The 24,363-nt window shown below is 63.6% G+C and carries 21 protein-coding genes; 2 read left to right on the top strand and 19 right to left on the bottom strand.

Annotation, left to right across the window (positions count from 1 at the left end; all coding sequences use genetic code 11):
* The first annotated feature begins 8 nt into the window (after positions 1-8).
* Entirely contained in the window at positions 9-818 is an 810-nt protein-coding gene (locus ACE3TQ_RS02340; RefSeq protein ID WP_374580312.1) for a substrate-binding periplasmic protein, read from the top strand.
* Between the two features lie 9 nt (positions 819-827).
* Here ACE3TQ_RS02340 and ACE3TQ_RS02335 read toward each other — a convergent pair whose 3' ends face one another.
* The 6 genes from ACE3TQ_RS02335 to ACE3TQ_RS02310 form a co-directional block, all read right to left on the bottom strand.
* Positions 828-1,289: a hypothetical protein gene (locus ACE3TQ_RS02335; RefSeq protein ID WP_374580311.1), complete on the bottom strand. Its 462-nt coding sequence runs from the start codon at positions 1,287-1,289 to the stop codon at positions 828-830.
* A gap of 2 nt (positions 1,290-1,291) precedes the next feature.
* Positions 1,292-2,584 carry an esterase/lipase family protein gene (locus tag ACE3TQ_RS02330; RefSeq protein WP_374580310.1) on the bottom strand — a complete coding sequence of 431 codons (1,293 nt, stop codon included), beginning with the start codon at positions 2,582-2,584 and terminating at the stop codon, positions 1,292-1,294.
* Positions 2,585-2,690: 106 nt separating this feature from the next.
* The gene (locus ACE3TQ_RS02325; RefSeq protein WP_374580309.1) at positions 2,691-3,884 is read right to left on the bottom strand and encodes a PLP-dependent aminotransferase family protein; all 1,194 of its coding nucleotides are present in this window, start codon (positions 3,882-3,884) and stop codon (positions 2,691-2,693) included.
* 16 nt (positions 3,885-3,900) lie between these two features.
* A complete protein-coding gene (locus tag ACE3TQ_RS02320; RefSeq protein ID WP_374580308.1) occupies positions 3,901-4,362 on the bottom strand; it encodes a RidA family protein in 462 nt (153 codons plus the stop codon).
* Between the two features lie 67 nt (positions 4,363-4,429).
* Positions 4,430-5,287 carry a DMT family transporter gene (locus ACE3TQ_RS02315; protein WP_374580307.1) on the bottom strand — a complete coding sequence of 286 codons (858 nt, stop codon included), beginning with the start codon at positions 5,285-5,287 and terminating at the stop codon, positions 4,430-4,432.
* Between the two features lie 164 nt (positions 5,288-5,451).
* Positions 5,452-6,429 (bottom strand): threonine dehydratase, encoded by a 978-nt coding sequence (locus ACE3TQ_RS02310; protein ID WP_374580305.1) that lies wholly within the window; start codon positions 6,427-6,429, stop codon positions 5,452-5,454.
* Positions 6,430-6,534: 105 nt separating this feature from the next.
* Here ACE3TQ_RS02310 and ACE3TQ_RS02305 point away from each other — a divergent pair, with 105 nt between their 5' ends.
* Positions 6,535-7,956: a PLP-dependent aminotransferase family protein gene (locus ACE3TQ_RS02305; protein ID WP_374580304.1), complete on the top strand. Its 1,422-nt coding sequence runs from the start codon at positions 6,535-6,537 to the stop codon at positions 7,954-7,956.
* A gap of 204 nt (positions 7,957-8,160) precedes the next feature.
* Here the strand turns inward: ACE3TQ_RS02305 and ACE3TQ_RS02300 are convergent, their stop codons facing one another.
* The 13 genes from ACE3TQ_RS02300 to ACE3TQ_RS02240 form a co-directional block, all read right to left on the bottom strand.
* Positions 8,161-8,757: a hypothetical protein gene (locus tag ACE3TQ_RS02300; RefSeq protein WP_374580303.1), complete on the bottom strand. Its 597-nt coding sequence runs from the start codon at positions 8,755-8,757 to the stop codon at positions 8,161-8,163.
* Positions 8,758-9,753: 996 nt separating this feature from the next.
* Positions 9,754-10,182 (bottom strand): hypothetical protein, encoded by a 429-nt coding sequence (locus ACE3TQ_RS02295; RefSeq protein WP_374580302.1) that lies wholly within the window; start codon positions 10,180-10,182, stop codon positions 9,754-9,756.
* 92 nt (positions 10,183-10,274) lie between these two features.
* The gene (locus ACE3TQ_RS02290) at positions 10,275-11,411 is read right to left on the bottom strand and encodes a PQQ-dependent sugar dehydrogenase (protein ID WP_374580300.1); all 1,137 of its coding nucleotides are present in this window, start codon (positions 11,409-11,411) and stop codon (positions 10,275-10,277) included.
* Positions 11,412-11,449: 38 nt separating this feature from the next.
* Positions 11,450-13,537, bottom strand: a complete 2,088-nt coding sequence (locus tag ACE3TQ_RS02285; protein ID WP_374580299.1) for a hypothetical protein — start codon at positions 13,535-13,537, stop codon at positions 11,450-11,452.
* Between the two features lie 205 nt (positions 13,538-13,742).
* Positions 13,743-15,734 (bottom strand): hypothetical protein, encoded by a 1,992-nt coding sequence (locus tag ACE3TQ_RS02280; RefSeq protein ID WP_374580298.1) that lies wholly within the window; start codon positions 15,732-15,734, stop codon positions 13,743-13,745.
* A 70-nt stretch (positions 15,735-15,804) separates the two neighbouring features.
* A complete protein-coding gene (locus tag ACE3TQ_RS02275; protein WP_374580297.1) occupies positions 15,805-17,169 on the bottom strand; it encodes a LytR C-terminal domain-containing protein in 1,365 nt (454 codons plus the stop codon).
* Positions 17,170-17,182: 13 nt separating this feature from the next.
* Complete coding sequence (locus tag ACE3TQ_RS02270; RefSeq protein WP_374580296.1) at positions 17,183-18,136, bottom strand: type II secretion system F family protein; 954 nt, start codon at positions 18,134-18,136, stop codon at positions 17,183-17,185.
* A 12-nt stretch (positions 18,137-18,148) separates the two neighbouring features.
* Positions 18,149-19,126, bottom strand: coding sequence for a type II secretion system F family protein (locus ACE3TQ_RS02265; RefSeq protein ID WP_374580294.1), 978 nt, complete (start codon positions 19,124-19,126; stop codon positions 18,149-18,151).
* A 3-nt stretch (positions 19,127-19,129) separates the two neighbouring features.
* On the bottom strand, positions 19,130-20,503 hold the full coding sequence (locus tag ACE3TQ_RS02260; protein WP_374580293.1) for a CpaF family protein: 1,374 nt from the start codon (positions 20,501-20,503) through the stop codon (positions 19,130-19,132).
* A gap of 32 nt (positions 20,504-20,535) precedes the next feature.
* Positions 20,536-21,696: a CpaE family protein gene (locus tag ACE3TQ_RS02255; RefSeq protein WP_374580292.1), complete on the bottom strand. Its 1,161-nt coding sequence runs from the start codon at positions 21,694-21,696 to the stop codon at positions 20,536-20,538.
* Positions 21,697-21,704: 8 nt separating this feature from the next.
* Complete coding sequence (locus ACE3TQ_RS02250) at positions 21,705-22,217, bottom strand: TadE/TadG family type IV pilus assembly protein (RefSeq protein ID WP_374580291.1); 513 nt, start codon at positions 22,215-22,217, stop codon at positions 21,705-21,707.
* Between the two features lie 8 nt (positions 22,218-22,225).
* Entirely contained in the window at positions 22,226-22,687 is a 462-nt protein-coding gene (locus tag ACE3TQ_RS02245) for a TadE/TadG family type IV pilus assembly protein (protein ID WP_374580290.1), read from the bottom strand.
* Between the two features lie 5 nt (positions 22,688-22,692).
* Entirely contained in the window at positions 22,693-24,357 is a 1,665-nt protein-coding gene (locus tag ACE3TQ_RS02240) for a pilus assembly protein TadG-related protein (protein ID WP_374580289.1), read from the bottom strand.
* Positions 24,358-24,363 lie beyond the last annotated feature (6 nt).

Genomic DNA, 24,363 nt, shown 5'->3' with positions numbered 1-24,363 from the left:
GAGGCGACATGCTGGACTTGATGCGTAGCCTGCGTTCATGCGCCGCGCTGGCATTGCTGGCGGCGGGCAGCTGCCTGCCGGCGCATGCCGCGCCGTCCTGCCCGGCGCGGCCCATTGTGGTGGGGCTGTATGAGTTCGGCCACTTCTTCTCCAGCGGCGCGGGCCTCGACAAGGATTTGGCCGAGGAACTGCGCAAACGCAGCGGCTGCGCTTTCTCCCTCAAAGTGATGCAGCGGCGCGCTATCTGGCCCGCGCTGCAAAGCGGCGCCGTCGACATGACGTTTTCCGCCGCGCCCACGCCCGAGCGCCTGGGTTTTTCCTGGGCCGAGCCCTACATCTGGCTGAAGAACATGGTTGTCCTGCGCAAGGATGTGGCGCCAGGCGTGCGCTCGATGGCTGACTTCATCGCCGCGCCGGAGCTGCGCCTGGGCTTTGGGCGCGGCTATGCGGCCGGGCCGGCGTATGAGGAATTTGTTGGCCAGCTGCGCAATATCGGGCGGGTGGAAGACGTGGATGACGGCGACCGTCTGTATGCCATGTTCAAGGCGGGGCGGTTCCAGGCCATCCTGGCGCCGAAAATGGCTTACGCCAGCTACCTGAAGGACGAGATCATGGCGGACGCCGTGCGCATCGAAGACTGGAGCGCCACGCGTCCGCGCGGTCCGGCCACGCTCATGCTGAGCAAAAAGCGCTTCAGCGCCGACGAGGCGAAGCGCTGGGGCGAGTTGCTGAAGGCCATCCGCGCCGATGGCACACTGCAGCGCTTCATCGAACGTTACGTCGATCCCGACGAGGCGGTGAAAATGCTGGCGCCGTGAACGGCTGCGCTATTGCCGCAATGCCGCTTCCGCGTAGCTGCGCCAGCGCGCCCGCTCCTCGGGCGCCAGGCTTGCGCCGCATGCCTCGCGCGTGCCGCATCGGTCGCGCAGCTCGGTGACGCGCCGTTGCCAGCTTGCTTCAGCCGCTTCCATGGCAATCAGCGATTCCAGCTGCGCCGCGGTCAGGCGGCTGGCCCGCAGCTGGTGGATTTCGTTCTCGCCCGCGCCGCGCTGGCGCGCCGCCCGCACGGAAGATTCCACGGCGTGCAGCGCATCGGCGACCGGCAGTGCGGGCGTGGCGCGGGACGGCGCCGGATGCGCGGCAAGCGCTGCATCTGCCGGCGTGCGTGCGCTGCTGCCGGGCGCCGGCGCGGCGGCGGCAGGCGCGGGCATTGCCGCAGGCGCCTGCGCCGAGCCGAACATGGCGACCAGGAACGCGGCCAGTGCCGCGATTGCGAGCACAAGGCGCATGGTCAGAGCTCCGAGAATATGCCAAGCAGCCTGTCGTAGATTGGATAAACCACGGATGGCGGGACATCCCAGCCGATCACGTCGAAATGGTCATGGTGATCGTAGTAGCCCAAGTAGTTCCAGCTGCCTTTCACGGGCGTGCCGTTGAACTGGTGCTGCGCCTGGCCCGCCGGCGCGCGCATGCTGTTGGTGTTGACCACGCCGTCGTTCGCGTACCACTCCGCGGAGCGATAGGAGCCCATGCCGCGCTGCAGGATCGATGGCACCACCCATTCGCCGGCCGCATTCTTCAGGAAGAAGATCATGTCGTTGCGCGCGTACTGGTAGGCGCTGTTCTGGAACGGCGCGACGACGCGGTCCGTGTTGTTGCAGCACCAGCTGCCTTGCTCGGTGGCGCGCGAACCGATGGAGAAGTAGTACACGTTGGGCGAGGTCTTCACCCAGGCATTCAGTTGGGCGGCGCCGTCCGGCCCCAGGTCCCACTGCGCCGCATCGCGGTTGGAGAGCTGCCAGAACGGCGCGCCGCGCGTGCGTCCCATGTAGTCGCCAATCGACTCGCCGGGAGCTTGCGCCAGGCCGTACTGCTCCAGCCGGAACTTGAAGCCGTTGCCGCTGGAGCCGCCCAGGCCCGCCAGCCCGACGATGCTGCCCGCCAGCTCGGAAACCATGGGCACGAAATCCACCACCACGTCGCGCAGCGTGGTGCCGTTGTGCGGCGAGGAGATGGTGCTGGCGCTCTTGACCCAGCCGGTCTTGCCGCCGGCGTACAAGGCGCCGTCGCCTTCGCTGCCGGCGCCGCTGGGCGGGCCGTTCTCCAGCAACTGCACCAGGGTGCGGATGGTCTGGCCGCCCTGGCTGTGCGAGACGAAATGCACCGGGTGCTGCGCGTCCCACTGCGGGTACAGCGCAAGCGGATAGTTGTTCGGGTTGTTGGCCGGATCGGCAGCCCAGCACTTGCCGGCCGGCTTCTGGATATGGCCCGCCGCCGCATGCTCGGCCGCATGGCGCGCGCCGTAGTCGGCACAGCCCCCCTTGATCTGGTAGTACAGCTCCACGGCGCGGTCCCAGTTCGAACTGACCGGTCCTACGGCGGCGGTGAACACCGGCCGCCCGCCGCTGCGCATATGCGCCGCCACGTCATTGAAGCCGCCCCAGTATTTAAAGCCGGTGGCGGCAAACGAATCGGTGCCGAAGCCAAGGAAGCCGTGCACCAGCACAACGGGATCGTTGTTCGCGGCATGCACAGGGGATGCGGCCAGCAGGGTGGCCAGGGCGATGGTGGCGAGCGTTTTCATGAACGCATTTCATCACGGGAAGGAGGCGCACGGTTGCGCGGCAACCGTGCTTTTGGAGCCAATCGCATGCCGCACCGAGCCACGCTGCGGCCGGACGGGACTTTTATTACATGCGGGCTTTGATCAGCTTGCCCAGCACTTCGATGCCGGCGCGGATGCGCTCCGGCGGCACGGTCACGAAGGACAGGCGCAGGGTGTTGGTGGCTGGTTCGTTGGCGTAGAACGGCGCGCCCGGCACGAAGGCGATCTTGTTCTTGATCGCTTCGTCCAGCAGTTCCATGGCGTTGATGTGCTTTGGCAGGTCAACCCAGATGAACATGCCGCCGTCCGGACGGGTCCAGGTGGCTTCTTTCGGGAAGTGCTGGTCCATCGCATCCAGCATGGCTTTGCACTGGTCGCCGTACAGCTTGCGGATGGTCGGGATATGCTCGTTCAGGAAGCCGTCCTTCACCACTTCGTGCACCACCATCTGGGTCAGCTGGGCGGTGTGCAGGTCGGCCGCTTGCTTGGCCAGCTCGAGGCGGCGCACCATCGGCAGCGGGGCCACCACGTAGCCCAGGCGGATGCCAGGGGTCAGCACCTTGGAGAAGGAGCCCATGTAGATCACGCCTTCCGGATTCATGGCGACCATTTTCGGGCTTGGCTGGCCGGTGTAGGACAGCGAACCGTATGGATCGTCTTCGATCAGCGGCAGGTTCAGGCGGGCGCAGGTTTCCACCAGCTCCTGGCGGCGCTCCACGGACAGCGAGCGGCCGGTTGGGTTCTGGAAGTTCGGCAGCGCGTACAGCAGGCGCGCGCCTTCGGCGATGGCGTCCAGCGAGGACGGCACCAGGCCGTGTTCGTCGGTGGCGACGGAGTGGAACTCAGGGCGGTACACCGAGAACGCCTGCAGCGCGCCCAGGTAGGACGGGGTCTCGACCAGCACCTTGCTGCCTTCGTCGATCAGCACCTTGCCGATCAGGTCCAGCGCCTGCTGCGAGCCGGAGACCATCAGCACCTGCTCCGGCAGGATCTTGGCGCCGTTCTCGGACAGCGAATCAGCGATCCACTGGCGCAGCGGCATGTAGCCGTCGGTCGGGCCGTATTGCAGGGCGACTTTGCCATTGGTCGACAACACTTTGTCGAAGGCCTTCTGCATGATCTCCACCGGGAAGGTGGCTGGCGATGGCAGGCCGCCGGCGAAGGAGGTGATTTCCGGCTGCTGGGTGACCTTCAGGATCTCGCGGATGAAGGAAGCCTGCATGCCCTTGGCACGCTCGGAGAAGTTCCACTGCAGTGGGTTTGGGTTCTCGATTTTCATAGTGATGTCTCTGTGTTTAAGCGATTTCGGCGATCATTTCAATTTCCACGCAGGCGCCCAGCGGAATCTGCGCCACGCCAAAGGCGGAGCGCGCGTGCTTGCCGGCGTCGCCGAACACTTCGCCCAGCAGCTCGGAGCAGCCGTTGGTGACCAGGTGCTGTTCGGTGTAATCGGGGGTGGAATTCACCAGGCTCATGACCTTGACGATGCGCTTGACGCGGGTCAGGTCGCCGCCGCAGGCTTCCTGCAGGGTGCCCAGCATGGCGATGGCGATGGAGCGTGCTGCCTGCTTGCCTTCTTCGGTCGAGATATTTTTGCCGAGCTGGCCTACCCATGGGCTGCCATCGGCCTTCTTGGCGATGTGGCCGGACAGGAAGACCTGGTTGCCGCTCTGTACGTGCATGACGTAGGCGGCGACCGGCGCTGCCGGGGCGGTCAGGGTGATATCGAGCGACTTCAGTTTTTCGTAGACAGACATGTGATTTCCAAGAAAATGGTTCTGTGAATACGGTATTGTACTCTGCGCCTTGCCAAATTCGTCACGGTCAACGGCCCACTTTCATGCGTTTTCCTGCGCCGACGACGGCTATAACGGCAAAAGTGAACAGAATATGCTCAATTTGCAAAGTTTCGTTCAGGACCACGGCGGCGCCCAGCAGCGTCATTCCGGGCTGCAGCAACTGCACCTGGCCGACCCGCGCCACGCCGCCCAGCGCCATGCCGCGGTACCAGAAGAAGAACCCGATGAACATGGAAAACACCGAGACATAGCTGAAGCCCAGCCAGCTGCTGGCTGGTGCGGCAGCAACCTGCGCCCAGTCGCGCCACAGCAGCCAGGCGGTGGCGGGAGCTGCCAGCGGCAGCGATAGCACCAGGGCCCAGCCGATCACCTGCTCGCCGCCCATGGTCTGCGACAGGCGTCCGCCTTCGGCATAGCCCATGGCGGCCAGCAGCACGGCGGCGAAGACGGCCAGGTCGGCGCCATGCAGGCCGCCATTCCCCTGGCGCAGGGCGAAGCCGACCACCAGGCTGCTGCCCAGGGCGGCCATGGCCCAGAAGCCGGCCGAGGGACGTTCGTGGCCGCGCAGGGCGGAGAACAGGGCAGTCGCCAGCGGCAGTATGCCGACCAGCACCGCGCCGTGCGAGGCGGGCAGGGTACGCATGGCGATGGAGGTGAGCAGCGGGAAACCGATCACGCAGCCGATGCTGACAGCCAGCAGTGTTCGCAGCTGGGCGTGGGTCGGCAGCGGCGCGCGTTTCCAGCGCAGCCAGCACAGGGCCAGCAGGGCGGCGGCGACGGCGCGGCCCATGGCGACGAACAGCGGGTCCAGCCCCGCCACGGCCAGGCGGGTGAAGGGCAGGGTCAGGCTGAAAATGGCGACGCCCACGAAGCCGAGCAGCATACCGTGCGATTCGTTTGGTGCTAAACCCGGTAAGGCAGGGTCAGACCCAAGGGTCTGACCCTGGCCCGCGGCCGCCGCATGCCGGGGTCCGACCCTTGGGTCGTACCCCGCTTTCCCGGGTTCCCCCTCGCCCAGCCACCCCGGCCCATCATGTGAATAAGGCGTCATGGCAGCACCTCCGACAACACGCGCATGATCTTCTCCGCATCCACATTCGCCCCGGTCAGCGGCAATCCCACCTTGCGCCCGGCCACGCGCGGATCATGCTTGAGCCGCATGGCCGCCGCCAGCGCCGCCGCCCCCGCGCCCTCCGCCAGGTTATGCGTGGCCCGGTAATAAAGGCGAATGGCCCGCGCCACCTCCTCATCGCTGACTGACACCACATCATCCGCAAAGCGCCGCACCACCTCGAGCGACCCCGCATCCGGCGTCCGGCAAGCCATCCCATCGGCCAGGTCGGTGGTAACCGGCGCCTCCTGCAGCTCCCCGCTGCGGAACGAATCCAGATACGCCGTGGCATGCGACGACACCACCCCGATCACGCGGGTACGCAAGCCCAGCGCCTCGCGCGCCGCCACCGCCGCACAGAAGCCCGAGCCTTGGCCGATCGGCACGAACACAGTATCCAGCCCAGGCTGCGCATGGAACAGCTCCATCCAATAACTCGCCACGCCCGCCACCAGGTCAGGGTGGCAGGAGGGAACCATATGCAAGCCCTGCTTGCGTGCCAGCGACAGCGCGTACTCGCGGCTCGCCTGGAAATCATCGCCATATTCGATCAGCTGCGCGCCCAGCCCGCGCATAGCCGCATTCTTCTCCGCGCTATTGCCATGCGGGACCACGATGGTCGCCTGCACCCCATGGCGGCGCGCGGCGAAGGCCAGCGACTGCCCGTGGTTGCCGCGCGTGGCGGAAATGATGCCGCCAACATCCGGCTCGCGCCGCGCCAGCCCATCCAGGTACACCAGGCCGCCGCGCACCTTGAAAGCACCGGTCGGCGTGTGGTTCTCGTGCTTGACCCACGCCTCCGTGCCAAGCGCCTCGTTCAGAAGCGGCCAGGAAAACTGCGGCGTCGGCGGCATGGCGCCGTAGACGATGGTGGCAGCGGCGTCGAGGTCGGAACGGGATGGCAGCAGGCTCATAGCGGTCTCACTGGTAATTGGTAGGGGATGGGTGTATCGTAGAATAAGTAACCAGTACAGTACCAATACACTTGCGCGAGTAATTTCACGCACTGTGATGGTGATATGACCAATACAATCCTGTTATCCCGCGAAGGCGGCGAGTCGCTCAGCGACCAGATCGTGCGCAGCGTCGCCGCCCGCATCGACGACCGCGTGCTGCGCGCCGGCACGCGCATGCCCTCCATCCGCCAGTTCGCCAGCAACCACGGCGTGTCGCCCTTCACCGTGGTCGGCGCCTACGACAAGCTGGTGGCGCGCGGTTACCTTGAATCGCGGCGTGGCGCCGGCTTTTTCATCCGTGACCGCGCGCCGCTGCAGGCGCCACAGCCCGTCGCAACCCCGGCGCCGCCCGACAACACGCATTCGCTGGACGTGGTGTGGCTGGTACGGAACATGTTCCGCGCCGCCCCGCACCAGTACATGCCCGGTACAGGTGTGCTGCCGGCCGACTGGCTGGACGGCGTCGCGATCGGCAATGCCTTGCGCGCCATCAGCCGCCAGCACAGCAGCATCCTGCTGAATTACGGCGTGCCGCAGGGCTACCTGCCGCTGCGCCAGCACTTGCAGACCAAGCTAGCCGAATTGGAAATTGGTGCCACGCCGGAGCAGATTGTCACCACTGCCGGCGTGACACAGGCACTGGACATGGTGGCGCGCGAGTTCACCCGCCCGGGCGATACGGTGTTCGTCGATGACCCGGCCTGGTTCCTCATGTTCGGATCCTTCGCCGCACTGGGCGCGCGCGTGATCGGCATCCCGCGGCTGGCGGACGGGCCGGATATCGCCCAACTGGCCGAGCTGGCGGCCATCCACAAGCCCAAGCTATACGTCATCAACTCCGTGCTGCACAACCCCAGCTCCACCTCGCTGTCCGCCGCCAAGGCCTTCCAGATCCTGCGCATCGCCGAGGAGCACGGCATCACCATCGTGGAAGACGACATCTACTGCGACCTGCACCCCGGCAGCAGCGTGCAGCCCGCCACGCGCATGGCGGCACTCGACCAGTTGAAACGGGTGATCTACCTGGGCGGCTTCTCCAAGACCATGGCCGCCAACCTGCGCGTCGGCTTCATCGCCACATCGGAAGAAATGGCCCTGCGCCTGGCCGACCGCAAGATGCTGCAGACGCTGACCACCAGCGATATCGGTGAGCGTGTCGTGCACAAGGTGCTGTCGGAAGGCAGCTACCGCAAACACACCGAGCGCATGCGCGCCCGGCTCGACAGCCTGCGCTCACGCACCGTGAGGCAGCTGGAGAAAACCGGCATGCGCATCGCCAGCGCACCGCCGGCGGGCATGTTCGTTTGGGTGGATGCGGGACGCGATACCAATGTGTTGACCGAGAAGGCCATGGCACACGGCTTGCTGCTGGCGCCGGGCAGCCTCTTCTCGCCCAGCCAACTGCCGTCCAGCTACATGCGATTAAACATCGCCGCACTGCAGGCCCCCGAAATCTGGCGCTTCCTTCAGCGTGAACTGGGATAAGGACTTCCTTGCCCGACGAGCGTTGCGTAAAGCACCGTGCCAAGGCGAGGTGAAATTAATGTGGCTTTGGGGGCGTTGCACGGTAGCAGCCGCTATCGCCCCTAAGCCGACGCTTGCCGCTCTTTGTGGGCGAGACGGATAAGCTAACTAAGAAAGTCTCATCGATAATAAAGCTACTCTTTTGAGTATTTTTCCCGTGCGCCATCAATGACGTCCGCTCTTACTATGTTGCTGCATGTTTTTATCATCTCGCTCAATGAATTCAGCTTCACGTTTTAGGAGTTCTTTCCAAGCGAAATCCACCACTACGAAAGGGTAATGGTCTTGGTGGTGTGTCCCGCCTGGCGTAGTTATTAAGCCCTTAGCCTTTAAGGTTGCTGCACTAGAGCTATGCACCCAAGTAGTGAATGATTGGCTCCTTTGACGCAAGCAGCCGGCTAACAAATGAAGCTCTTCAGCGGACAAGTAATCTAACCGTTCTACAGCGGCTGCCATACTCCTTTCTTTTCGTTCTGCATCTTCCATATTGCGCAGTTCGCGCTTTATCTTTAGAGCCTTCGCTTTACGTGCTGCACCGAACAAATCGTAAATGAATGCACCGACACCAGAAATACTGAGAGCACCGGCGAAAACGCAAAGTACAACAGCGGCGGGTTTGGTGAAACTGCCAAAGACAGCTAGGTCAATAATCTTTTGGTTATCCAGCCATAACAACCCCGCAGCTCCGAGAGTGAGACCGATCATCACTCGGAGGGGGAGCTTTAGTGCTTCTAACCATTTTGGATCAGGAGTAACAGGCATGTCTTATTCAACCTTTCAAGTATGTGAGCGTAATGGCATTGATGAAGGTCCGTTCGTGGCCGGCAGCCGAATTTTTACTCTATTGTTTCAACTTCGATACGATCGGAAAGGTATCGGACGTTCACTTCCTACGGTCCGTTGGGAGTGTACAACCGCCACGGATTCACTTGATGGCTCCACGAGCACAGATATTTTCAGGTGGCTCGATAGCTGTCCGACCATTTGGTTTTGATCGATCTGTCGGACACCATCGCGTCGCCAGGAGATTAGAAATCCTTGCTCGAATCCCTCGGAATAGCTTGAAACCTGAGCGACTGCGCTTGCTCGCTCCGTCGGTATATCAACTGACTCAATCAGCATCCCCATCAACTATTCGAGGAAGCGCGAAGCCATGCACTCATCCACAGTGGGAGACACAAAAAACTGGAAAGACTCTACATCTGACATGACGTCACTTTCGCCCCTTCATAAAGCCGGAGTGCCTTTGCTGGCCTTCCTATCTTGGCCGAAATCGGCATCTATGCGTCACTCACCTACTACTTGGTTACGATATGCCGTCCAGCGTTCAAGTCCTACGACCGGACCCGAGGTCCTTTCCAGAAATACCCCTTCGCTGCAATCAATAGCCTGCCAGCGTTCCGACATGCACATGGCCACAATTAAGGGAACAACTTGGTTAGAGGCGCGCACGTGCATCATGAATCCATTGCTGTGATCGTCCGTTCCCATGTTGAATTCCACAGAACCGTAGTCAGATTCGAAGATGCCCTATGCACTGTCAGACCAATCGACATTTGGGAAAAACCGGTTTATCGCGGCACAAACTTCCTCGCTGCTTCCAAGGGGCACACACTGCTCATTGTCTGGAATTTCGGCGATGGACGCGTATTCCTTACCGAATCGTTGGACCGTTATGTCCCAACTCATGACTACCCCTTTTCAAACACTGATTGACCGACTGCTACTGGCCGCTTGCCGAAACTCTGGCGTTGCATCTCAATCCCAACACACCGAGAACACCGCGTTCCCCTTAGATGGCTCCGGCGCATTTTTTGGTTTCCCATACGGCCATCCCTTGACCACCCCATCAGCACACATACCATTTATCCAATCCTCGATTTCGGACTGAGTTGCAGAAGCCAGAATGTGAACGTTCTCTGCAGGGGGAAATTCGTCCAGATAAGCAGGGTCATTCCAGTCGGAGTGTAACCCTACCAGTATTCTTTCAACACCTGGCTTGGCGGATATTTCTTTGAACCTTGAGTAAAGCTCGGAAATGCAAGGTCTGCCATCTCCCCACTGGTTGGGAGCAATACACTCTTCTTGACCGTTCCCCGAAAAATACAAGTGAAAATCGACAACGGGGGGAGGCTCGCCTTCGCTCCAATTCAGTGTTGCCAGATAGTCGTGGATATCCCGGTGCATCTATACCTCTTCATTTAAGAGCAAATTCGATGGCTGCTGTTGGCCGTACTCGGCCTCCAGCTTCGACTATTGCAGCAATCCGCCCCTCTGGCCTACCGCTTCGGTGTAAGCATGAGCAGCCGGCCGCCAGGGCCGTCTTCCAGTACCCATAGCGCACCATCCGGCCCGGTGCGCACGGCACGGATTCGTTCGCCCATGTCCCAGTGGTCCGCCTTGGTCGCATTCTCGCCGTTGAGGGCGATGCGGTCCAGCGACTTGCCTGATAGACCGGTGATGAAGAGGGAGTTCTTCCACTTCGGGAACAGGTCCGCATCGTAGTAGGCGAGGCCGCCTGGTGAAATGGCTGGAGTCCAGAACACTTTCGGGGCCTCGAAACCGTCGCCTGGCGCATGGTCGGGAATGTCCCGGCCGTCATAGTGGCTGCCATTCGACGCCTTCGGCCAGCCATAGTTAAGGCCTGGCTTGATCAGGTTGATCTCGTCGCCATGGCGCGGCCCCATCTCCATTTCCCACAAGCGCCCTTGCTTGTCGAACGCGATGCCCAACAGGTTGCGGTGGCCATACGACCAGACCGCTGCATGGAAGCCCTTGGCCGCGAGCGGATTGCCGTCGGCCGGCGTGCCGTCGAGGTTCAGGCGCAGCACCTTGCCGAGCGTCGACTTGGGGTCCTGCGCCGGATCGAGAAGCTGGCGGTCGCCACTGGTGAAGAAGAGATACTTTCCATCCGGCGAAAAGGCGATACGGCCCGAATAGTGTCCGCCCGTCGGTGCATCCTGGCCACGGAAAATCGTCTTCGTCTCCTTGAGCGAGCCGCTTGCCTGATCCAGTATCGCGGTGGCGAGTACGACCCGGCTGCTAGCACCGGGACCCGCCTCGGAGTAGCTGAAGTAGAGTAGCTTGCTGGCAGCGAAATTGGGTGCTGGCACGATGTCCATCAGCGCGCCCTGGCCCTTGCTGCTGACGGCAGGTGTGCCGGACACTGTGCGCTTGGCACCGGTTGCGGGATCGAGCAGAATCAACTCTCCCTCTTTTTGGGTCACCAGCAGGTTGCCGTTGGGTAGGAATGCCATGGCCCAAGGGCTCTTGAATGTGCCGACCGGTTTGACCTCAAAAGGCAGGTTGCCTGTCGCGGATGCACTGGCCGGCGCGTTCGCCGCCGCCGGATCAGCGGCGAACGCGAGGAGGGTAAGCGAGATAGTGGTGTTAAGGCCGAGCATGCTCAAGTTCATGTTTTCCAGATCTCCATTCGCGGCTTGATGCCAGGTTGTCAGGGCATTGCGACTTCTGTGCTGCTGTCGAGTATTGTGCCATCGCCGTAGTTCTCAATCACCGGATCGAGGTTTTCAGGCGCATGAAGGATTGTTGGGCCCCTTGAGCAGGCTTGCCGCATCAGGTACTCAGTCAGGCCCTCTGCCTGAACTTCAGGAGGAATCACAGCATGCATCTCCCCCAGCAATTCAACAGCCGCTGCCACGATCCATTCTACCGTCCGGAATTTTGGGCTGACGATCTGGATATTCTGCGAGTCGGTCTGGTCGAAGAAACCGTGTTGCAATTTGTGGCGAACATAGGAAAGCGCAGTAATTCCACCTATGATGCGTCTCTCCAGATACGCCTGGCTTTCGCCGGCGTCGTAGCGAACCACATTGTCTGGAAATTCGTATCCCTCAGCTTCCAAAAGCGTCTCGGCGATGATGCCTGGCAGTAGCGGTCGCCCATCTTCGTGGCCGACTTCGAACAGGAGGATTTTCTTGAGTTTCTTGATTTCCTTCTTCAGCTCCGTATCGGATTTTTGAACTGCGATCGTCGGCAGATAGTCGCGGATGAAACGACTGGACGCCTCCATGAGTTTGTCCCTGCTCATGTCCGGATGTGATTGCAAGAATCTGTCATCCATATCGAGCATCTTCCATGCATGGTTCAGGTCATGGATGAGAAACTCAAGCGGCGATTGCCAGAACTCATCCACGTACACGGGTTCGGTCGACACTCCCACGAAATAGATGGCGGTGCCCCTGACCTTCATGAGGTCTGTGGCAGAGATGTTATCGAATGTCGGAATGATGATGGCTTCTGGGATTCGGCTCATCAGGCTTTCGTAGCGGTACCAGTAATTCTTCTGAAAGTGGGTGCTCAAGTTCTTTTTGGCACGCCATACCACGTCGAAGAAGCCGACAGCTTCGAACAGTATGCGCAAGGTTGGCGCGTACGGACACATCGGTCCATTCTCGATCGTGACATGATGGAGTTTGTGCAGCACTTGGTCGCGCATGATTCCCAGTGCAGGATTGTTGCGGCAACTTTCCTCGACCATTGGGGAATTCAACTGGCTGCGGACATAGTCGACGACCGGCAATAGTTCTATGACCGGCGTGTCCGGCTTGTCATTATTCTGGCTGAAGCGCGCCCGGATATCGCGATACACGTCCAACGGACTCGCTACCGTTTTACGAATCCATTCATGATGAGAAACGCCTTCGGTCTTCGTGAAGTTCTTTGCGAGGAGCGCGGCGACAATCTGCTTGTGATGTCTGAAAGCGAATGTGCCTGTTCTCGTGTCGGGGGTGGTGACCAGGCTTTCTGCGACCCATCGGCCCTGAACCCCGTCCGTATCCGATATCTCGACGAGGAAGCCGATGGTATCGACGATGTGGCGCGGGTCCGACGGGGCGGTAATGTGTCTGAGGTGATCGCGGAACCCGTGCGATATGGTCCTGTCCATGTAGACTCGGGCTTCCTTGCCTGCCTCGGTCGCGGAAAAGTAGTATTTCCGTCCGTTCCGTTCCGAGATGCCATACCGGATGGCGGCAGCTCGCAGCACCTTGGATGCGGTAATCCGTAGCGCAGCAAAAATGTCGCCTGGAATTCCGGCTTCGTTAAGCTCGTCCTCTTCCTGGAGCAAACCGCCTGGCAGTGCTATACCTGCGGGGAAAAAGGCGCGGTCCAGGACCAGAAATTCCTTGCCGCTCGGCCTTTCGCGCATCACAAGTACGTCGACGGTCCTGCGAACAAGGGTGCCTTGTTCAATTCGGACCTTCGCTCGCATCTTGAGTTCTTGATCGGATAGCAGTGCAGCGATCACCCCCGATCGCGGTTCGATGTTCAGATAGCTGGCAATGTAGTTTTCGATGTCATTCTTGCGAATCGGGTCACGCAAGCGATGGAACCAGTAGAGCATATAGATCAGCGACTCGGCATATAGGGCTGCCGGAAAACTTTGAGTATCGAGAGTCACCTGATACCGGTCGAGGATGCCGAGAACGATTTCAGTTGGGATGTCGGCCGACGGTGCTGCTCCTGCAGCTATTCCCGTATCCTGCGATCCGAGTCGCGGCGCGTGCTCGTCCAGTTTCATTCCATCTTCCTCAATGTATTCGTCGTATCAAAATTCGGCCGTCAAGCCAGACGCTGACGTCGAGGGCCAGCACAAACGCTTGGTGCCGTTGCAAACTTTATCACAAGGCAACAATTATAAGGGGCTGCAGGGGAGGGGCGGGGCGAGGCGCCGAGCTGCAGGCGCCGGAGATCCGGTGCCACCTGCAGCTCGGGCTGGGGAGGGCTTAGTTAATCTGCTTTTTGGCGATGGTTTCTTCGCCGAGCGGCGTGGTGACCTTGACGATGAACTGCCCGGTTCCCGCCGGGGTTGGGCAGGCGATCGTGGCGGTGTAGGTCTTCAGGTTGACAGGGTCGCCCACTCCCAGCACCACGTTGGGGACCTTGGCCGACGCCGGGATGACGGTGGTCGATACGGTGCCGAACAGGGTGCTGAACGAGATCACGGTGTTGAACGGCATCCAGTTGCCATTCAGGTCGGCGACGGTGACCTGGACGTCGGTGGTGCCGCCGTTGGAACAGGTGATGGCGCCCGGTCCAAAGGTGATGTTGGCTTTGCTGGTGGAGAACTGGGCCACGAACTGCTTGGAGATGTACTGCACCTGTGCGCTTTTCACCTGGGGCACGCGCAGCACGCCGTTGTAGACGCCGTCGCCGCTGGCGCTGCAAGTGGAGTTGGGCACGCTGGAGATGCAGGGTTCGCCCGGCGACCAGACCCCGTCTTCATTGTCGTCGCGGAAGGCGTCCGGGCGCAGGTCGGTGAACGGTTCGCCAGGGTCGTAGACGTTGTTGCCGTTCGAATCGGTGAACGATTCTTCGCCGGTCATATAGGCCAGTACCGTGAGCTGGCCGTTCGCTGGGCGTGGATTGGCGGCGAACAGGCTGACCTGGCAGCGGCCTTTGACAGTCTTGCAGGAGTCTTCGATCACGCCGCCTTCGGTGCTGAAGTTGACGACGGTGCCGTCGGGGACCAGGTTGCTGAAGTGGTCGCCCGCCAGCACTTCGATGACGCCGCATTCCTGGTTGTAGTCCCAGCCTTCGCAGTTGCCGATGGTGATGCCCATCGTGAGGTGCGCAATGTCCGGAACCCCGCTCGATACCACGAGGTGGCTGGATACGGTGGTGAGCGCCGGCGACGATCCATCGACGGTGGCGACGACGCGGATCGAGGTAGGCACCGTGCCGCCGGCGACGGAGGTGGTGACCGTGCCATCGGCGGCGGTGGTGGCCGATACCGGGTTGAGGGCGAGGCCGCCAGTGGTGGTGGTACCGCCGTTATCGGCGAACTGGAAGGTGACCAGCTTGCCCGCCACCGGGATGCCGTTCTTGTCGAACACCTGGTAAGTCAGCGTGGCATGTTCGGGGCGGCCGAGGCCGCCGGTGCCTTTGAGGGCGATATTGGTGGTGTCGACGCTGAGGAACTTGATCGAGCCGGCAATGGCGGGCAGCACATTGATGGTGCCGGACTTGGTCAGTGTGGCATTGGGCACTACCACGGTGGCCGTCACGGTATCGGTGGTGCCGCAGCCCTTGTCGGTGTAGCTGGCGACGGCGGTGCCATTCTGCGTGACGACCGGGGAGCCGATCGTGGCCTTGCCGCTCGCTACGCAGGCCGAGGTGAAGGCGACCGAAACCGGCTGGGTGTAGTTGGTGGTGCCGCTCTTGACGGACAGCGTCACGCTGGCGTTGCCGCCGGCCGACAGCGTTGCTGGCGTAATGACCATGTCGCTCAGGGTCAGGGCCGGGAAGCTGACGGTATAGGACTTGGTGGCCTTGACGGCAACGCCCGCCACGGTGGCGCTTGCGGTCAGCGTGAAGGCGCCGGCCTGGGTGCCCGGCGCCAGCTTGATGCTGGCGGCGCCGTTGGCGTCGGTCAGCGCGGTGCCGCTGGAGGGGGAGAGGACGGCGGTGTTGTCGGTGGTGGTGAACGAGACGACGGCGTCCGCCACGGCGGTGGAGCGGGCGTCCTTCAGCACCACTTTCACCACGCCCGGCATGTCGGGCATCAGGTTGAGCAGCGGTGCGCCGGCGCTGTCGACCAGGCTGAGGGTGATCGTTGCATTGGTGGATGTGCCGGTTCCCGGGTTGGTGCTGGTGCCGCAGCCAGGCAGGGTGCCGGGGCGCGACGGGTCGACGTTGACGCAGCCGTCATTGACGCTGCCGCCGCCTCCGCAGGCCGCCATCAAGCCCGCCAGCAGGCAGGCCAACAGGAAGTTCATTACGCTGCTCAACCTCATTTGCGTCAACATGTGCGACCCCTTTTAGAGTTTGACTCGGGTATGGCTTGGATCAGTTGCTGTCGTCGTCGTGCACGGCGACCAGCGACAGGCCGGCGGCTTCGGTGGCGGCGGCCAGGCTTTGGCTGGCGTCCTTGCCCAGCACCAGGCGCACGTCGCTACCGGTAAGCTGCCTGCTGGCCAGTTGCGCTTTGCCTTGCAGCGCCTTCTGCAGGCTGGCGGCCTGCTTTTCGAAGCCAGGGCTGTACTGGATGGTGGTCGACACCTGCTTGTACGGCTTGTCGTTGCTCAGGCGGTCGACCGGGATGCCCATGGCGCCCAGCAGGTGGCGGAAACGCCGCGCCATGCCGGTGACGCCGTTGCCGTTGGCGACTTCCAGGCGGGCCATGGCCAGTTTGGTGGCCTGCGGGACGGCTTGTTCGGCCGGCTTCGGTGCGGCGGCGGCCAGCGCGGGGGACGGCGGGACTTTCGCTGCCGGTGCCGGCACCGGGTCGCTGGCGACGCGGGTTTTCAGTTCGTAGATGTTGCTGGCGACTTTGACCAGCTCCATGTGGCTGCCGATTTCGCGGGCGGAGGTGGGCAGGACGGTCAGTGGCGCCGCAATGGTCCGCGCATCCGCCGCCGGCGCGGCCGTGGCCATTGCTGGCGCGACGGCGGCCGGGGCGGCGGTTTGCGCGGCCGGGGCAAGGGCGGCAGCGGGTGCTGCCGCCATGACGTTGGGTGCAGCCGCCTTGGCTGGCGCCGGCATCGGGGCGGGCGCGATCACGCTTGGCGCGCGCGCTGGTAGAGCGGCTGCGGCGATGGCCGGCGCGGTAGCTGATGGCTCAGCGCTTGGCTCGGCGCTTGGAACAGCGGTGGGGGCGGGCGCTGGCGCGGGGGGCTGCGCGGGCGCCGGGGCGGCGGCGAGCTGTGGCTGGTCGGCGGCTGGCAGCGGGCTGCCGCGCAGGGATGCTTCGGCCAGTTGCAGGTTCTGGAAGGCTTTCGGGCCGGCGCCCAGCGCCATGGCGCGGCGCAGGGTTTGCGCGGCGCCGGCATGGTCGCCCATCAGGTGCTGGACGTAGCCCAGGTTGGTGTGCGGCTGCGCTTCGGCCGGATAGTCGTTGACCAGGGCCACCAAGGCGCGGCGGGCGGATTCCAGGTTGCCTTGCTGCGCCTCGATCACCGCCACCGCGTTGCGTGCTTCGAGCTGGTGCACGTCCAGGGCCAGCGATTGCGCGTAGGCGCCGAGTGCCAGGGCCAGTTGACCGCGCTCGTGGTGGAAGCGGGCCAGCCGGTTCCAGCTGGCAGCCTGGTTGCCCGGCAGGTCGCCGCGCACCACCGGCGACACGGCCAGCGGGCGCTGCGCATTCGGCGCATTGCATCCTTGCAGAAGGCCGCAACCCACGACGGCCAGGGCGATTGGCTTGAGCTTGATCATGGCGAGTCCTTTCTTAGCCGTTGCCGGCCATGGTTGGCAGCAGCACGCGATAGATGGAAATGAAGGCAGGCCCCATCAACACCACCAGCAGCGATGGGAAGATGAAGAAAATCAGGGGGAACAGCAGTTTCAGCGAAATCTTGGCGGCCGCTTCCTCGGCGCGCTGGCGGCGGCGCGTGCGCAGCTGGTCGGACTGCACGCGCAGCGAGTCGGCGATGCTGGTGCCGAAGCGCTCGGCCTGGATCAGCATGGCCACCAGCGCATCCACATCCTCGACCCCGGTGCGCAGCGCCAGGTTGCGCAGGGCGCGCTCCTTGGCCAGGCCGGCGCGCAGCTCCAGCGTGACCAGGTTCAGTTCATCGGCCAGGATCGGGCTCTTGATGCCGATTTCGTCGGCCACGCGCAGCAGCGCGGCGTCCATGGCCAGGCCGGCTTCCACGCACACGGTCATCAGGTCCAGCGCGTCGGGGAACGATTCGAAGATCTCCAGCTGGCGGCGGCTGATCGCCCAGCGCAGCAGGTAGTTGGGCAGGTAGTAGCCGGCGGCGGCAGACAGCAGCAGGTAGAACATCAGGTTGTTGCCGGTCACGCGGGAGTTCATCAGCACCAGCGAGCCATACAGGGCCAGCGGCAGCATGATGGCCAGCGTGGTCTTGGCGGCGAAGTACAGCACCCCCATCGAGGAGTGGCGCAGGCCGGCATTCATGAAGCGCGTACGCAGCGCGGATTTCTCCCATTCCTCGTTTTCGGCGCCGGACAGCTTGGCGACAGGCGCCAGCCAGGCGGCGATGCGCGCCAGCAGGTTGGGGTTGATGCGTTCGCGGCGGCGGGTGGCGGCCGGCCGCTCGGTGACCTGCTGCAGGCGGCCCTGCACCGGGTCGGCGCTGAAGCGCGACATGACCAGGTAGGCGCTGCCGAACACCAGCAGGAAGACCAGGGCCAGGAAGGCGATTTGGATGATGGACATGGCGCGCTCTCCTTAGACGCGGATGCGGATGATCTTGCGCATGGCGAACACGCCCAGGATCATCATGACGATGGCGCTGGCCACCATCTTGCGGCCGGCCGGGTCGGTGTACAGCACCGACAGGAAGCCGGGATTGGTGACCTGGATCATGAAGGCGGCGGCGAAGGGCAGCAGGCCCAGGACCCAGGCCGACATCTTGCCTTCCGCCGACAGGACCCGGATCTGGCCCAGCAGTTTCATGCGCTCGCGCACGATGCGGCTGATGTTGTCCAGCAGCTCGGCCAGGTTGCCGCCGGTCTCGCGCTGGATCAGCACCGCAATCACGAAATAGCGCAAGTCGGTGCTGGGCACGCGCGTGGCCAGGTTCATCAGCGCATCGTGCATCGAGATGCCGAAATTGACCTCGTCGAAGGTGGCGCGGAACTCGGCCGCGATCGGGTCGTTCATTTCATCGCCCACCATCTTCATGGCGGTCGGGAAGGCGTGGCCGGCGCGCAGCGCGCGTCCGATCAGGTCAAGCGCATCGGGCAGCTGGTGGTCCACTTTCTCCAGGCGCTTGCTCTTGGCATTCAGCACCCACAGCAGGGGCAGGCTGATGGAGAATGCCATCAGGGCCAGCACGGCCGGCACCGGCAGGCGCAGGTAGAGCGTCAGTCCGCCCACCAGCACGGGGCTGATCAGCGACAGCACGATCAGGTCCGACACGGTCCAGGTCACGCCGGACTGCTCCAGCAGGCGGTCGACCTGGCTCACGCGCGGCATCTGCAGCAGCAGGCGCTGGAACAGCGGCGATTCGCTGAGCAGGCGCTTCTTGATCATGGACTGGCTTTCGCCGCTGACATGGCCGCCGGCCGACATCATGCGCAGGCGGCGCGCGATGCGTTCGGCTTCCGGGCCCTTGGCCGAATTCCAGGTCAGGTACATGCCTTCGATCAGCAGCACCACGGCCAGGAACACCAGGATGCCGGTAGCGTAATAGAGGTAGTCCATGGCTTACATCCTCTTTTGCACGGTAGGGTCGAACATGTCGTCGGCCAGCGTCACGCCGAACGTGCGCAGGCGCTCGCCGAAGCGCGGCCGCACCCCGGTGGCGCTGAAATAGCCCTGCACCGAGCCGTCGGGGCCGACGCTGGTCTGCTTGAAGCAGAAGATCTCCTGCATGGTGATCATCTCGCCTTCCATGCCGGTGATCTCCTGGATCGACATCAGCTTGCGCTTGCCGTCGGTCAGGCGCGCCACCTGCACCACCACGCCGATGGCGGAGGAGATCTGCTGGCGCATGGCCTTCACTGGCAGGCCGGCGGCGCCCATGCTGATCATGTTTTCCAGCCGGGTCAGGGCGTCGCGCGGGGTGTTGGCGTGGATGGTTGCCATCGAGCCTTCATGGCCGGTGTTCATGGCCTGCAGCATGTCCAGCGCTTCGGCGCCGCGCACCTCGCCCAGGATGATGCGGTCGGGGCGCATGCGCAGGGCGTTGCGCACCAGCGCGCGCTGCGTGACTTCGCCCTTGCCCTCGATATTCGGCGGGCGCGTTTCCAGGCGCACGATGTGCGGCTGCTGCAGCTGCAGTTCGGCCGCGTCTTCGATAGTGACGATGCGTTCGCTGTGGCTGATGTAGCCCGAAATGGCGTTCAGCATGGTGGTCTTGCCGGAGCCGGTGCCGCCCGAGATCAGGATGTTGACCTTGCTCTTGCCCAGCGCCTGCAGGATGGTGGCCATGGCCTCGGTCATCGAATTGAAGCTGATCAGCTCCGCCATGCCGAGCGGGTCGGCCGAGAAGCGGCGGATCGAGAGCACCGGGCCGTCGATCGCCAGCGGCGGGATGATGGCGTTGACGCGCGAACCGTCCGGCAGGCGGGCGTCCACCATCGGGCTCGATTCGTCGATGCGGCGGCCCACGCGCGAGACGATCTTGTCGATGATCTTCATCAGGTGCGCGTCGTCGTTGAAGGTGACGGCGGTCAGCTCCAGGCAGCCCTTGCGCTCGACGTACACCTGGCGGGCGCCGTTGACCAGGATGTCGGAGACATTGGGGTCGGCCAGCAGCGGCTCCAGCGGCCCGAAGCCCAGCACCTCGTACTGGATGTCGCGCGTCAGCGTGCGGCGCTCGCTGTCGTTGATCACCACCATGTTCTCTTCCAGCAGGCGCTCGACCAGGATCTTCAACTCGTCGCGGATCTGGTCCTGGGTCAGGCGCTGCATGCTCTCCAGGTCGACCCGGTCGAGCAGGGTCTGGTGGATGCGGTGCTTCAGCTGCTGGTAGGCGCGGTTGTCGATCGCTTCGGCGTTGCGCAGGCTGGCGACATTGCCGTTGATGGGCGGCGTGGCGCCCAGGCGGTTGCGGAGGGTTTGGGCTGGGATCTGCATGGTCGGCTCCATGGGCTAAGGGCGGCGCGGGGCTAGGCGCGCTGCAGGATGCGGGAAAGCCAGCCGCGCGACTCGGTGCTGCTGTCGCCGGCCAGGGTACGCGCCAGGTCCTGCAAGGCCTTGGAAATCGGGCTGGTGCGCTGCAGCTGCAGGATCGGCACGCCCTGGTTGACCGAGGCGGCAGCTGCTTCATAGTGGTTGGGGATGGTGCGGAACATGTCCATGCCGTAGGCTTGCTCGCAGTCGCGCAGGCGGATGTCGCCGTTGTTCGAATGGCGGTTGACGATCAGGTGGATTTTGTCCTTGCGATAGTCGAGCGAACGGAATACCTGCAGCAGGCGCTTGCCGTCGCGGATGTAGGGCAGCGTGGCCTGCAGGATGGGGAAGATCATGTCGGCCTGGTCCAGCGCGCGCACCGAGACGGCGTCCAGGCTGCGGCCGATGTCGAGCAGGATGAAGTCGTAGTGCTGGCGCGCCAGGCGCAGCAGGGCGTCCACATGCTCCGGGTGCACGTCGTTGGCCTGGGTCGGGTCGTCCGGCGCGGCCAGCACGTGGAAGTTGGGCGTCACCTGCACCATGCTGGAGAACAGCAGCGAGGCGTCCAGGCGGTGGATCTGCTGCGCCACGCTGGCCACGCTGGCGGCCGGGCGCTGGTCGGAGACGAACAGCGAGGCGTCGCCGAACTGCAGGTTGAAGTCGAACAGGGCCACTTTCTTGCCCTCGGCGGCGGCCAGGGCGTAGCCCAGGTTGGCGGCCAGGAAGGTGGCGCCGCTGCCGCCCTTGCAGGAGATGAAGGCCAGCACCTTGCCCAGCGCGCGGGTGCTGAAGCTGCGCTTCTCGTCGATGCGGCGCACGGCCGACTGCAGGGCGCTGCTTTCGATCGGCATCGGCATCACTTCGCGCACGCCGGCGCGCATGGCCTGCAGCAGGAAGTCGGGCGTCTGCTGCTGGCAGGCCAGGATGATGGCCATGTCGGGGTGCTGCACGCCGAGCGTTTCCAGCCGGTCCAGGTCCTCGCCGCTCAGCAGCGGCTGCGCCACCAGCAGCAGGTCCGGCGCGCCGCCGTCAAAGCGCGGCAGCTTGTCCAGCAGGCCGGGCAGCACGTCGACCTGGTCGGCCTGGCTGCGCTCGCGCAGGATGCGGGCGATCTCGAACAGTTGCTTGTCGTTGCTGGAGATGGCGGTGATCTTCATGATGGCGCTCAGTTGGTAAAGCCGAGGCTCTCGGCATACATGACAACCTTGGTGGACGGCATGGCGATGTTCAGCATGCCGAACAGGCTGACCACGGGGACGAAGGTGACGTTGTCCAGCGAGACGCTGACGCTGTAGATGCAGTCGTTGACGCGCAGCGCGTCGTTGCAGGCCGACATATTGTCGCCGGCATCGAGCGGCGTGTTGATGACTTCATTGCCGGCGGCGTTCAGGTACTTGATGGTAATGTTGCTGGTGCCGACTTCGGGCGCGGCGGGCACGCTGCTGCCGCCGAACAGGGCCGCGCTCTTGATGGCGGCGCTCTGGTCGACCCAGCGGATCACCGCTTCGCGCGCGCCGCGGCGCGTCACTTCCTGCATGGTGTTATACAGGTACATCATGCGGCCCAGTTCAACGATGCCGAGCACCAGGGTGAAGAACAGCATGCTGACCAGCGCGAATTCGACAATGGTGGCGCCGCGCTGGCGCGGCAGGGTGGGCGGGATGGTCGGGCGTTTCATGGCTGGCCTCACAGCATGTGGCGCATGGTGGTGCGCGGGGTCAGGTTGATGACACGCACGGCGTTGCCGATCAGCGGCACGGTCTGGCCGATGCTGACCGCGTAGCCGGTGATCTCCACCCGCACGCCGCCCAGCGTGGTCATGCCGTCGGCGCAGGTGGTGTCGTTGTAGCTGGTGTCCAGGCAGGTCACGGTGACGTAGCTGGAATTGAAAGTGTTCATGCCGGCGGCGATGGCGGCGTTGGCCACCAGGGTCTTGGCGGCGGGCACGCCGACCGAATTGATGGTGGCGGCCTTGGCTACGCTCATGGCGCGCGCGCCGTCGCGCGTGGCCTTGCTCAGCGCGTCGTAGTACCAGAAGGCGCGGCCGAGTTCAAAGATCCCGGCCAGCAGCACGACCAGGACGACAGCCACCAGCGCAAACTCGATCAGCGCGACGCCGGACTGCCTGCTTGTTGGACGTGGGACCATGGCGTTCACTTGTACAGTTTGACTTCGGACGAGGGCACCGGCTCCACCAGGCCGGTGAATTCCACGAACAGCTTCTTCGGCGAGCCGCTGAAGTCGGCCTTCTTCTGCATGAAGAATTTGCCGATGCCCACCACGTTCATCACGCCGCAGGCGCCGCTGCCAACCGGCGGCGTGCGGCAGTCGATCAGCACGATGTTCAGGATGCGGCGGTCGGCCACGCCGGTGCGGCCGGTCGGGGCGACGAAGTAGTTGCTGTTGCCGGTCTGGTTGTAGGGCGAGGGCGGGTCGCTGGCGCTGAAGCCGGTACCGACGCTGGTCGGGTAGTTTGCTTCGGTCAGGTAGTCCGTCACGCCGGCGCCGACCTGGCCGTACATCAGCTTGTCGGTGCCCACTACATTGGTCCCGATGGTGCCGTTGGCCTGGGCCGGGGTAATGAGGGTGCTGCCATTGCTTTGTACCGGACGGCCGTAGGACCACAGCGGGCCATAGTTGGCGAATGGCGCCGAACCGCTGGGCAGTCGTGCCACGCCAGCCGCTGCCGATACGGTGGGCCAGATCTTGGTGGCGGAACTGGCAGCCGAAGCTTCCGCCGGCATGGCGTAGCGCGGGGTGGACAAGGTGCCGCTGGTGACGGTGGATATCCCCATCTGGCTGGGCAGGTTGTTCAGGCCAGTCTCCATCCAGTTGATTGGCGGCGTGGTGGCGATGTTGTTGCTGTTGTTGTTGACGCAGTCGGTGCCGCCCGCCTTGCACGGGTATTCCTTGACGTTGACATCGGGCGGCGCGGACGAGGGGTCGCACTGCGAGCCGCCGCTGTAGTCGTTGAAGCGCGAGTTGAGGGCCTTGTCGAGCGAGGATGTCATGCCGGTATTGGTATACACCTGGCCGACGCCGGTTGGCAGCACGGCGCTGTTGCCGACACACATGAAGGGTGCCGTGATGTTGGCCGAGCTGTTGCCGGCGTTGCAGGCGCCGGGCGGCGAGTTGATCGGGTTGATCTGGTAAGGGTCGGACGTTGCGCCGCCCAGCGAACCCAGTTCGAAGACGTTGTAAGTAACGCCGCGGCGGAAACCGTATTCCACCAGTTCGGTGAAGGTGCCGTAGTTGTAGCTGGCGCTGCGGGTGGTCGGATCGACGGCGCAGATGCCGATCGGCGTCACGGTGTTGGTGTAGCGGCCGGCGACGGCGGAGCCGTAGGTCTCGGTGGTGTTGCGGCCGGCCACGCGCATCAGGTAGGTGTTGATGCTGGTGCCGCTGCCGCCGCTGCGCGTGTCGACTTCGACGAAACTGCGCCCGGCCGGATTGGTTTGCGTGTCGGCCACCGAATACCAGGGGCCGTCGGGCGTGGGGCCGAAGCGGAAGTTGGCGTCCTGCAGCGTCATGGTGCTGCCGAAGTCGTAGCGGTTCTTCAGGGCCAGCGCCTTGCCGGTGGCCACCGCCTTGTTGACGCCGGCCGTGCTGTTGTCCAGGTCCTTGGCCGCCGCCAGCGCCGAGGCGTCGGCCAGGTTCTGCAGCTCGGATTTGACGATGTACAGGTGGCCCAGGTCGAGCACCAGGCCGGCCACCGGGACCAGCACCAGCAGCATGAGCAAGCCCGTCATCACCGCGATGGCGCCGCGTTGCTGCTTGCGATACGTGCGATCGATGCGATTCAGGACGGGCTTGAACATGGCTGG

Source organism: Pseudoduganella sp., assembly GCF_041914865.1.
Taxonomy (GTDB): domain Bacteria; phylum Pseudomonadota; class Gammaproteobacteria; order Burkholderiales; family Burkholderiaceae_D; genus Rugamonas.
Note: the sequence above shows the minus strand (reverse complement) of the source record. Positions and strands in the feature narration are given on the sequence as shown.

Coding starts and splice junctions, on each gene's coding strand:
- ACE3TQ_RS02340 (WP_374580312.1), top strand. CDS start 9: ATGCTGGACTTGATGCGTAGCCTGCGTTCATGCGCCGCGCTGGCATTG.
- ACE3TQ_RS02335 (WP_374580311.1), bottom strand. CDS start 1,289: ATGCGCCTTGTGCTCGCAATCGCGGCACTGGCCGCGTTCCTGGTCGCC.
- ACE3TQ_RS02330 (WP_374580310.1), bottom strand. CDS start 2,584: ATGAAAACGCTCGCCACCATCGCCCTGGCCACCCTGCTGGCCGCATCC.
- ACE3TQ_RS02325 (WP_374580309.1), bottom strand. CDS start 3,884: ATGAAAATCGAGAACCCAAACCCACTGCAGTGGAACTTCTCCGAGCGT.
- ACE3TQ_RS02320 (WP_374580308.1), bottom strand. CDS start 4,362: ATGTCTGTCTACGAAAAACTGAAGTCGCTCGATATCACCCTGACCGCC.
- ACE3TQ_RS02315 (WP_374580307.1), bottom strand. CDS start 5,287: ATGCTGCTCGGCTTCGTGGGCGTCGCCATTTTCAGCCTGACCCTGCCC.
- ACE3TQ_RS02310 (WP_374580305.1), bottom strand. CDS start 6,429: ATGAGCCTGCTGCCATCCCGTTCCGACCTCGACGCCGCTGCCACCATC.
- ACE3TQ_RS02305 (WP_374580304.1), top strand. CDS start 6,535: ATGACCAATACAATCCTGTTATCCCGCGAAGGCGGCGAGTCGCTCAGC.
- ACE3TQ_RS02300 (WP_374580303.1), bottom strand. CDS start 8,757: ATGCCTGTTACTCCTGATCCAAAATGGTTAGAAGCACTAAAGCTCCCC.
- ACE3TQ_RS02295 (WP_374580302.1), bottom strand. CDS start 10,182: ATGCACCGGGATATCCACGACTATCTGGCAACACTGAATTGGAGCGAA.
- ACE3TQ_RS02290 (WP_374580300.1), bottom strand. CDS start 11,411: ATGAACTTGAGCATGCTCGGCCTTAACACCACTATCTCGCTTACCCTC.
- ACE3TQ_RS02285 (WP_374580299.1), bottom strand. CDS start 13,537: ATGAAACTGGACGAGCACGCGCCGCGACTCGGATCGCAGGATACGGGA.
- ACE3TQ_RS02280 (WP_374580298.1), bottom strand. CDS start 15,734: ATGAACTTCCTGTTGGCCTGCCTGCTGGCGGGCTTGATGGCGGCCTGC.
- ACE3TQ_RS02275 (WP_374580297.1), bottom strand. CDS start 17,169: ATGATCAAGCTCAAGCCAATCGCCCTGGCCGTCGTGGGTTGCGGCCTT.
- ACE3TQ_RS02270 (WP_374580296.1), bottom strand. CDS start 18,136: ATGTCCATCATCCAAATCGCCTTCCTGGCCCTGGTCTTCCTGCTGGTG.
- ACE3TQ_RS02265 (WP_374580294.1), bottom strand. CDS start 19,126: ATGGACTACCTCTATTACGCTACCGGCATCCTGGTGTTCCTGGCCGTG.
- ACE3TQ_RS02260 (WP_374580293.1), bottom strand. CDS start 20,503: ATGCAGATCCCAGCCCAAACCCTCCGCAACCGCCTGGGCGCCACGCCG.
- ACE3TQ_RS02255 (WP_374580292.1), bottom strand. CDS start 21,696: ATGAAGATCACCGCCATCTCCAGCAACGACAAGCAACTGTTCGAGATC.
- ACE3TQ_RS02250 (WP_374580291.1), bottom strand. CDS start 22,217: ATGAAACGCCCGACCATCCCGCCCACCCTGCCGCGCCAGCGCGGCGCC.
- ACE3TQ_RS02245 (WP_374580290.1), bottom strand. CDS start 22,687: ATGGTCCCACGTCCAACAAGCAGGCAGTCCGGCGTCGCGCTGATCGAG.
- ACE3TQ_RS02240 (WP_374580289.1), bottom strand. CDS start 24,357: ATGTTCAAGCCCGTCCTGAATCGCATCGATCGCACGTATCGCAAGCAG.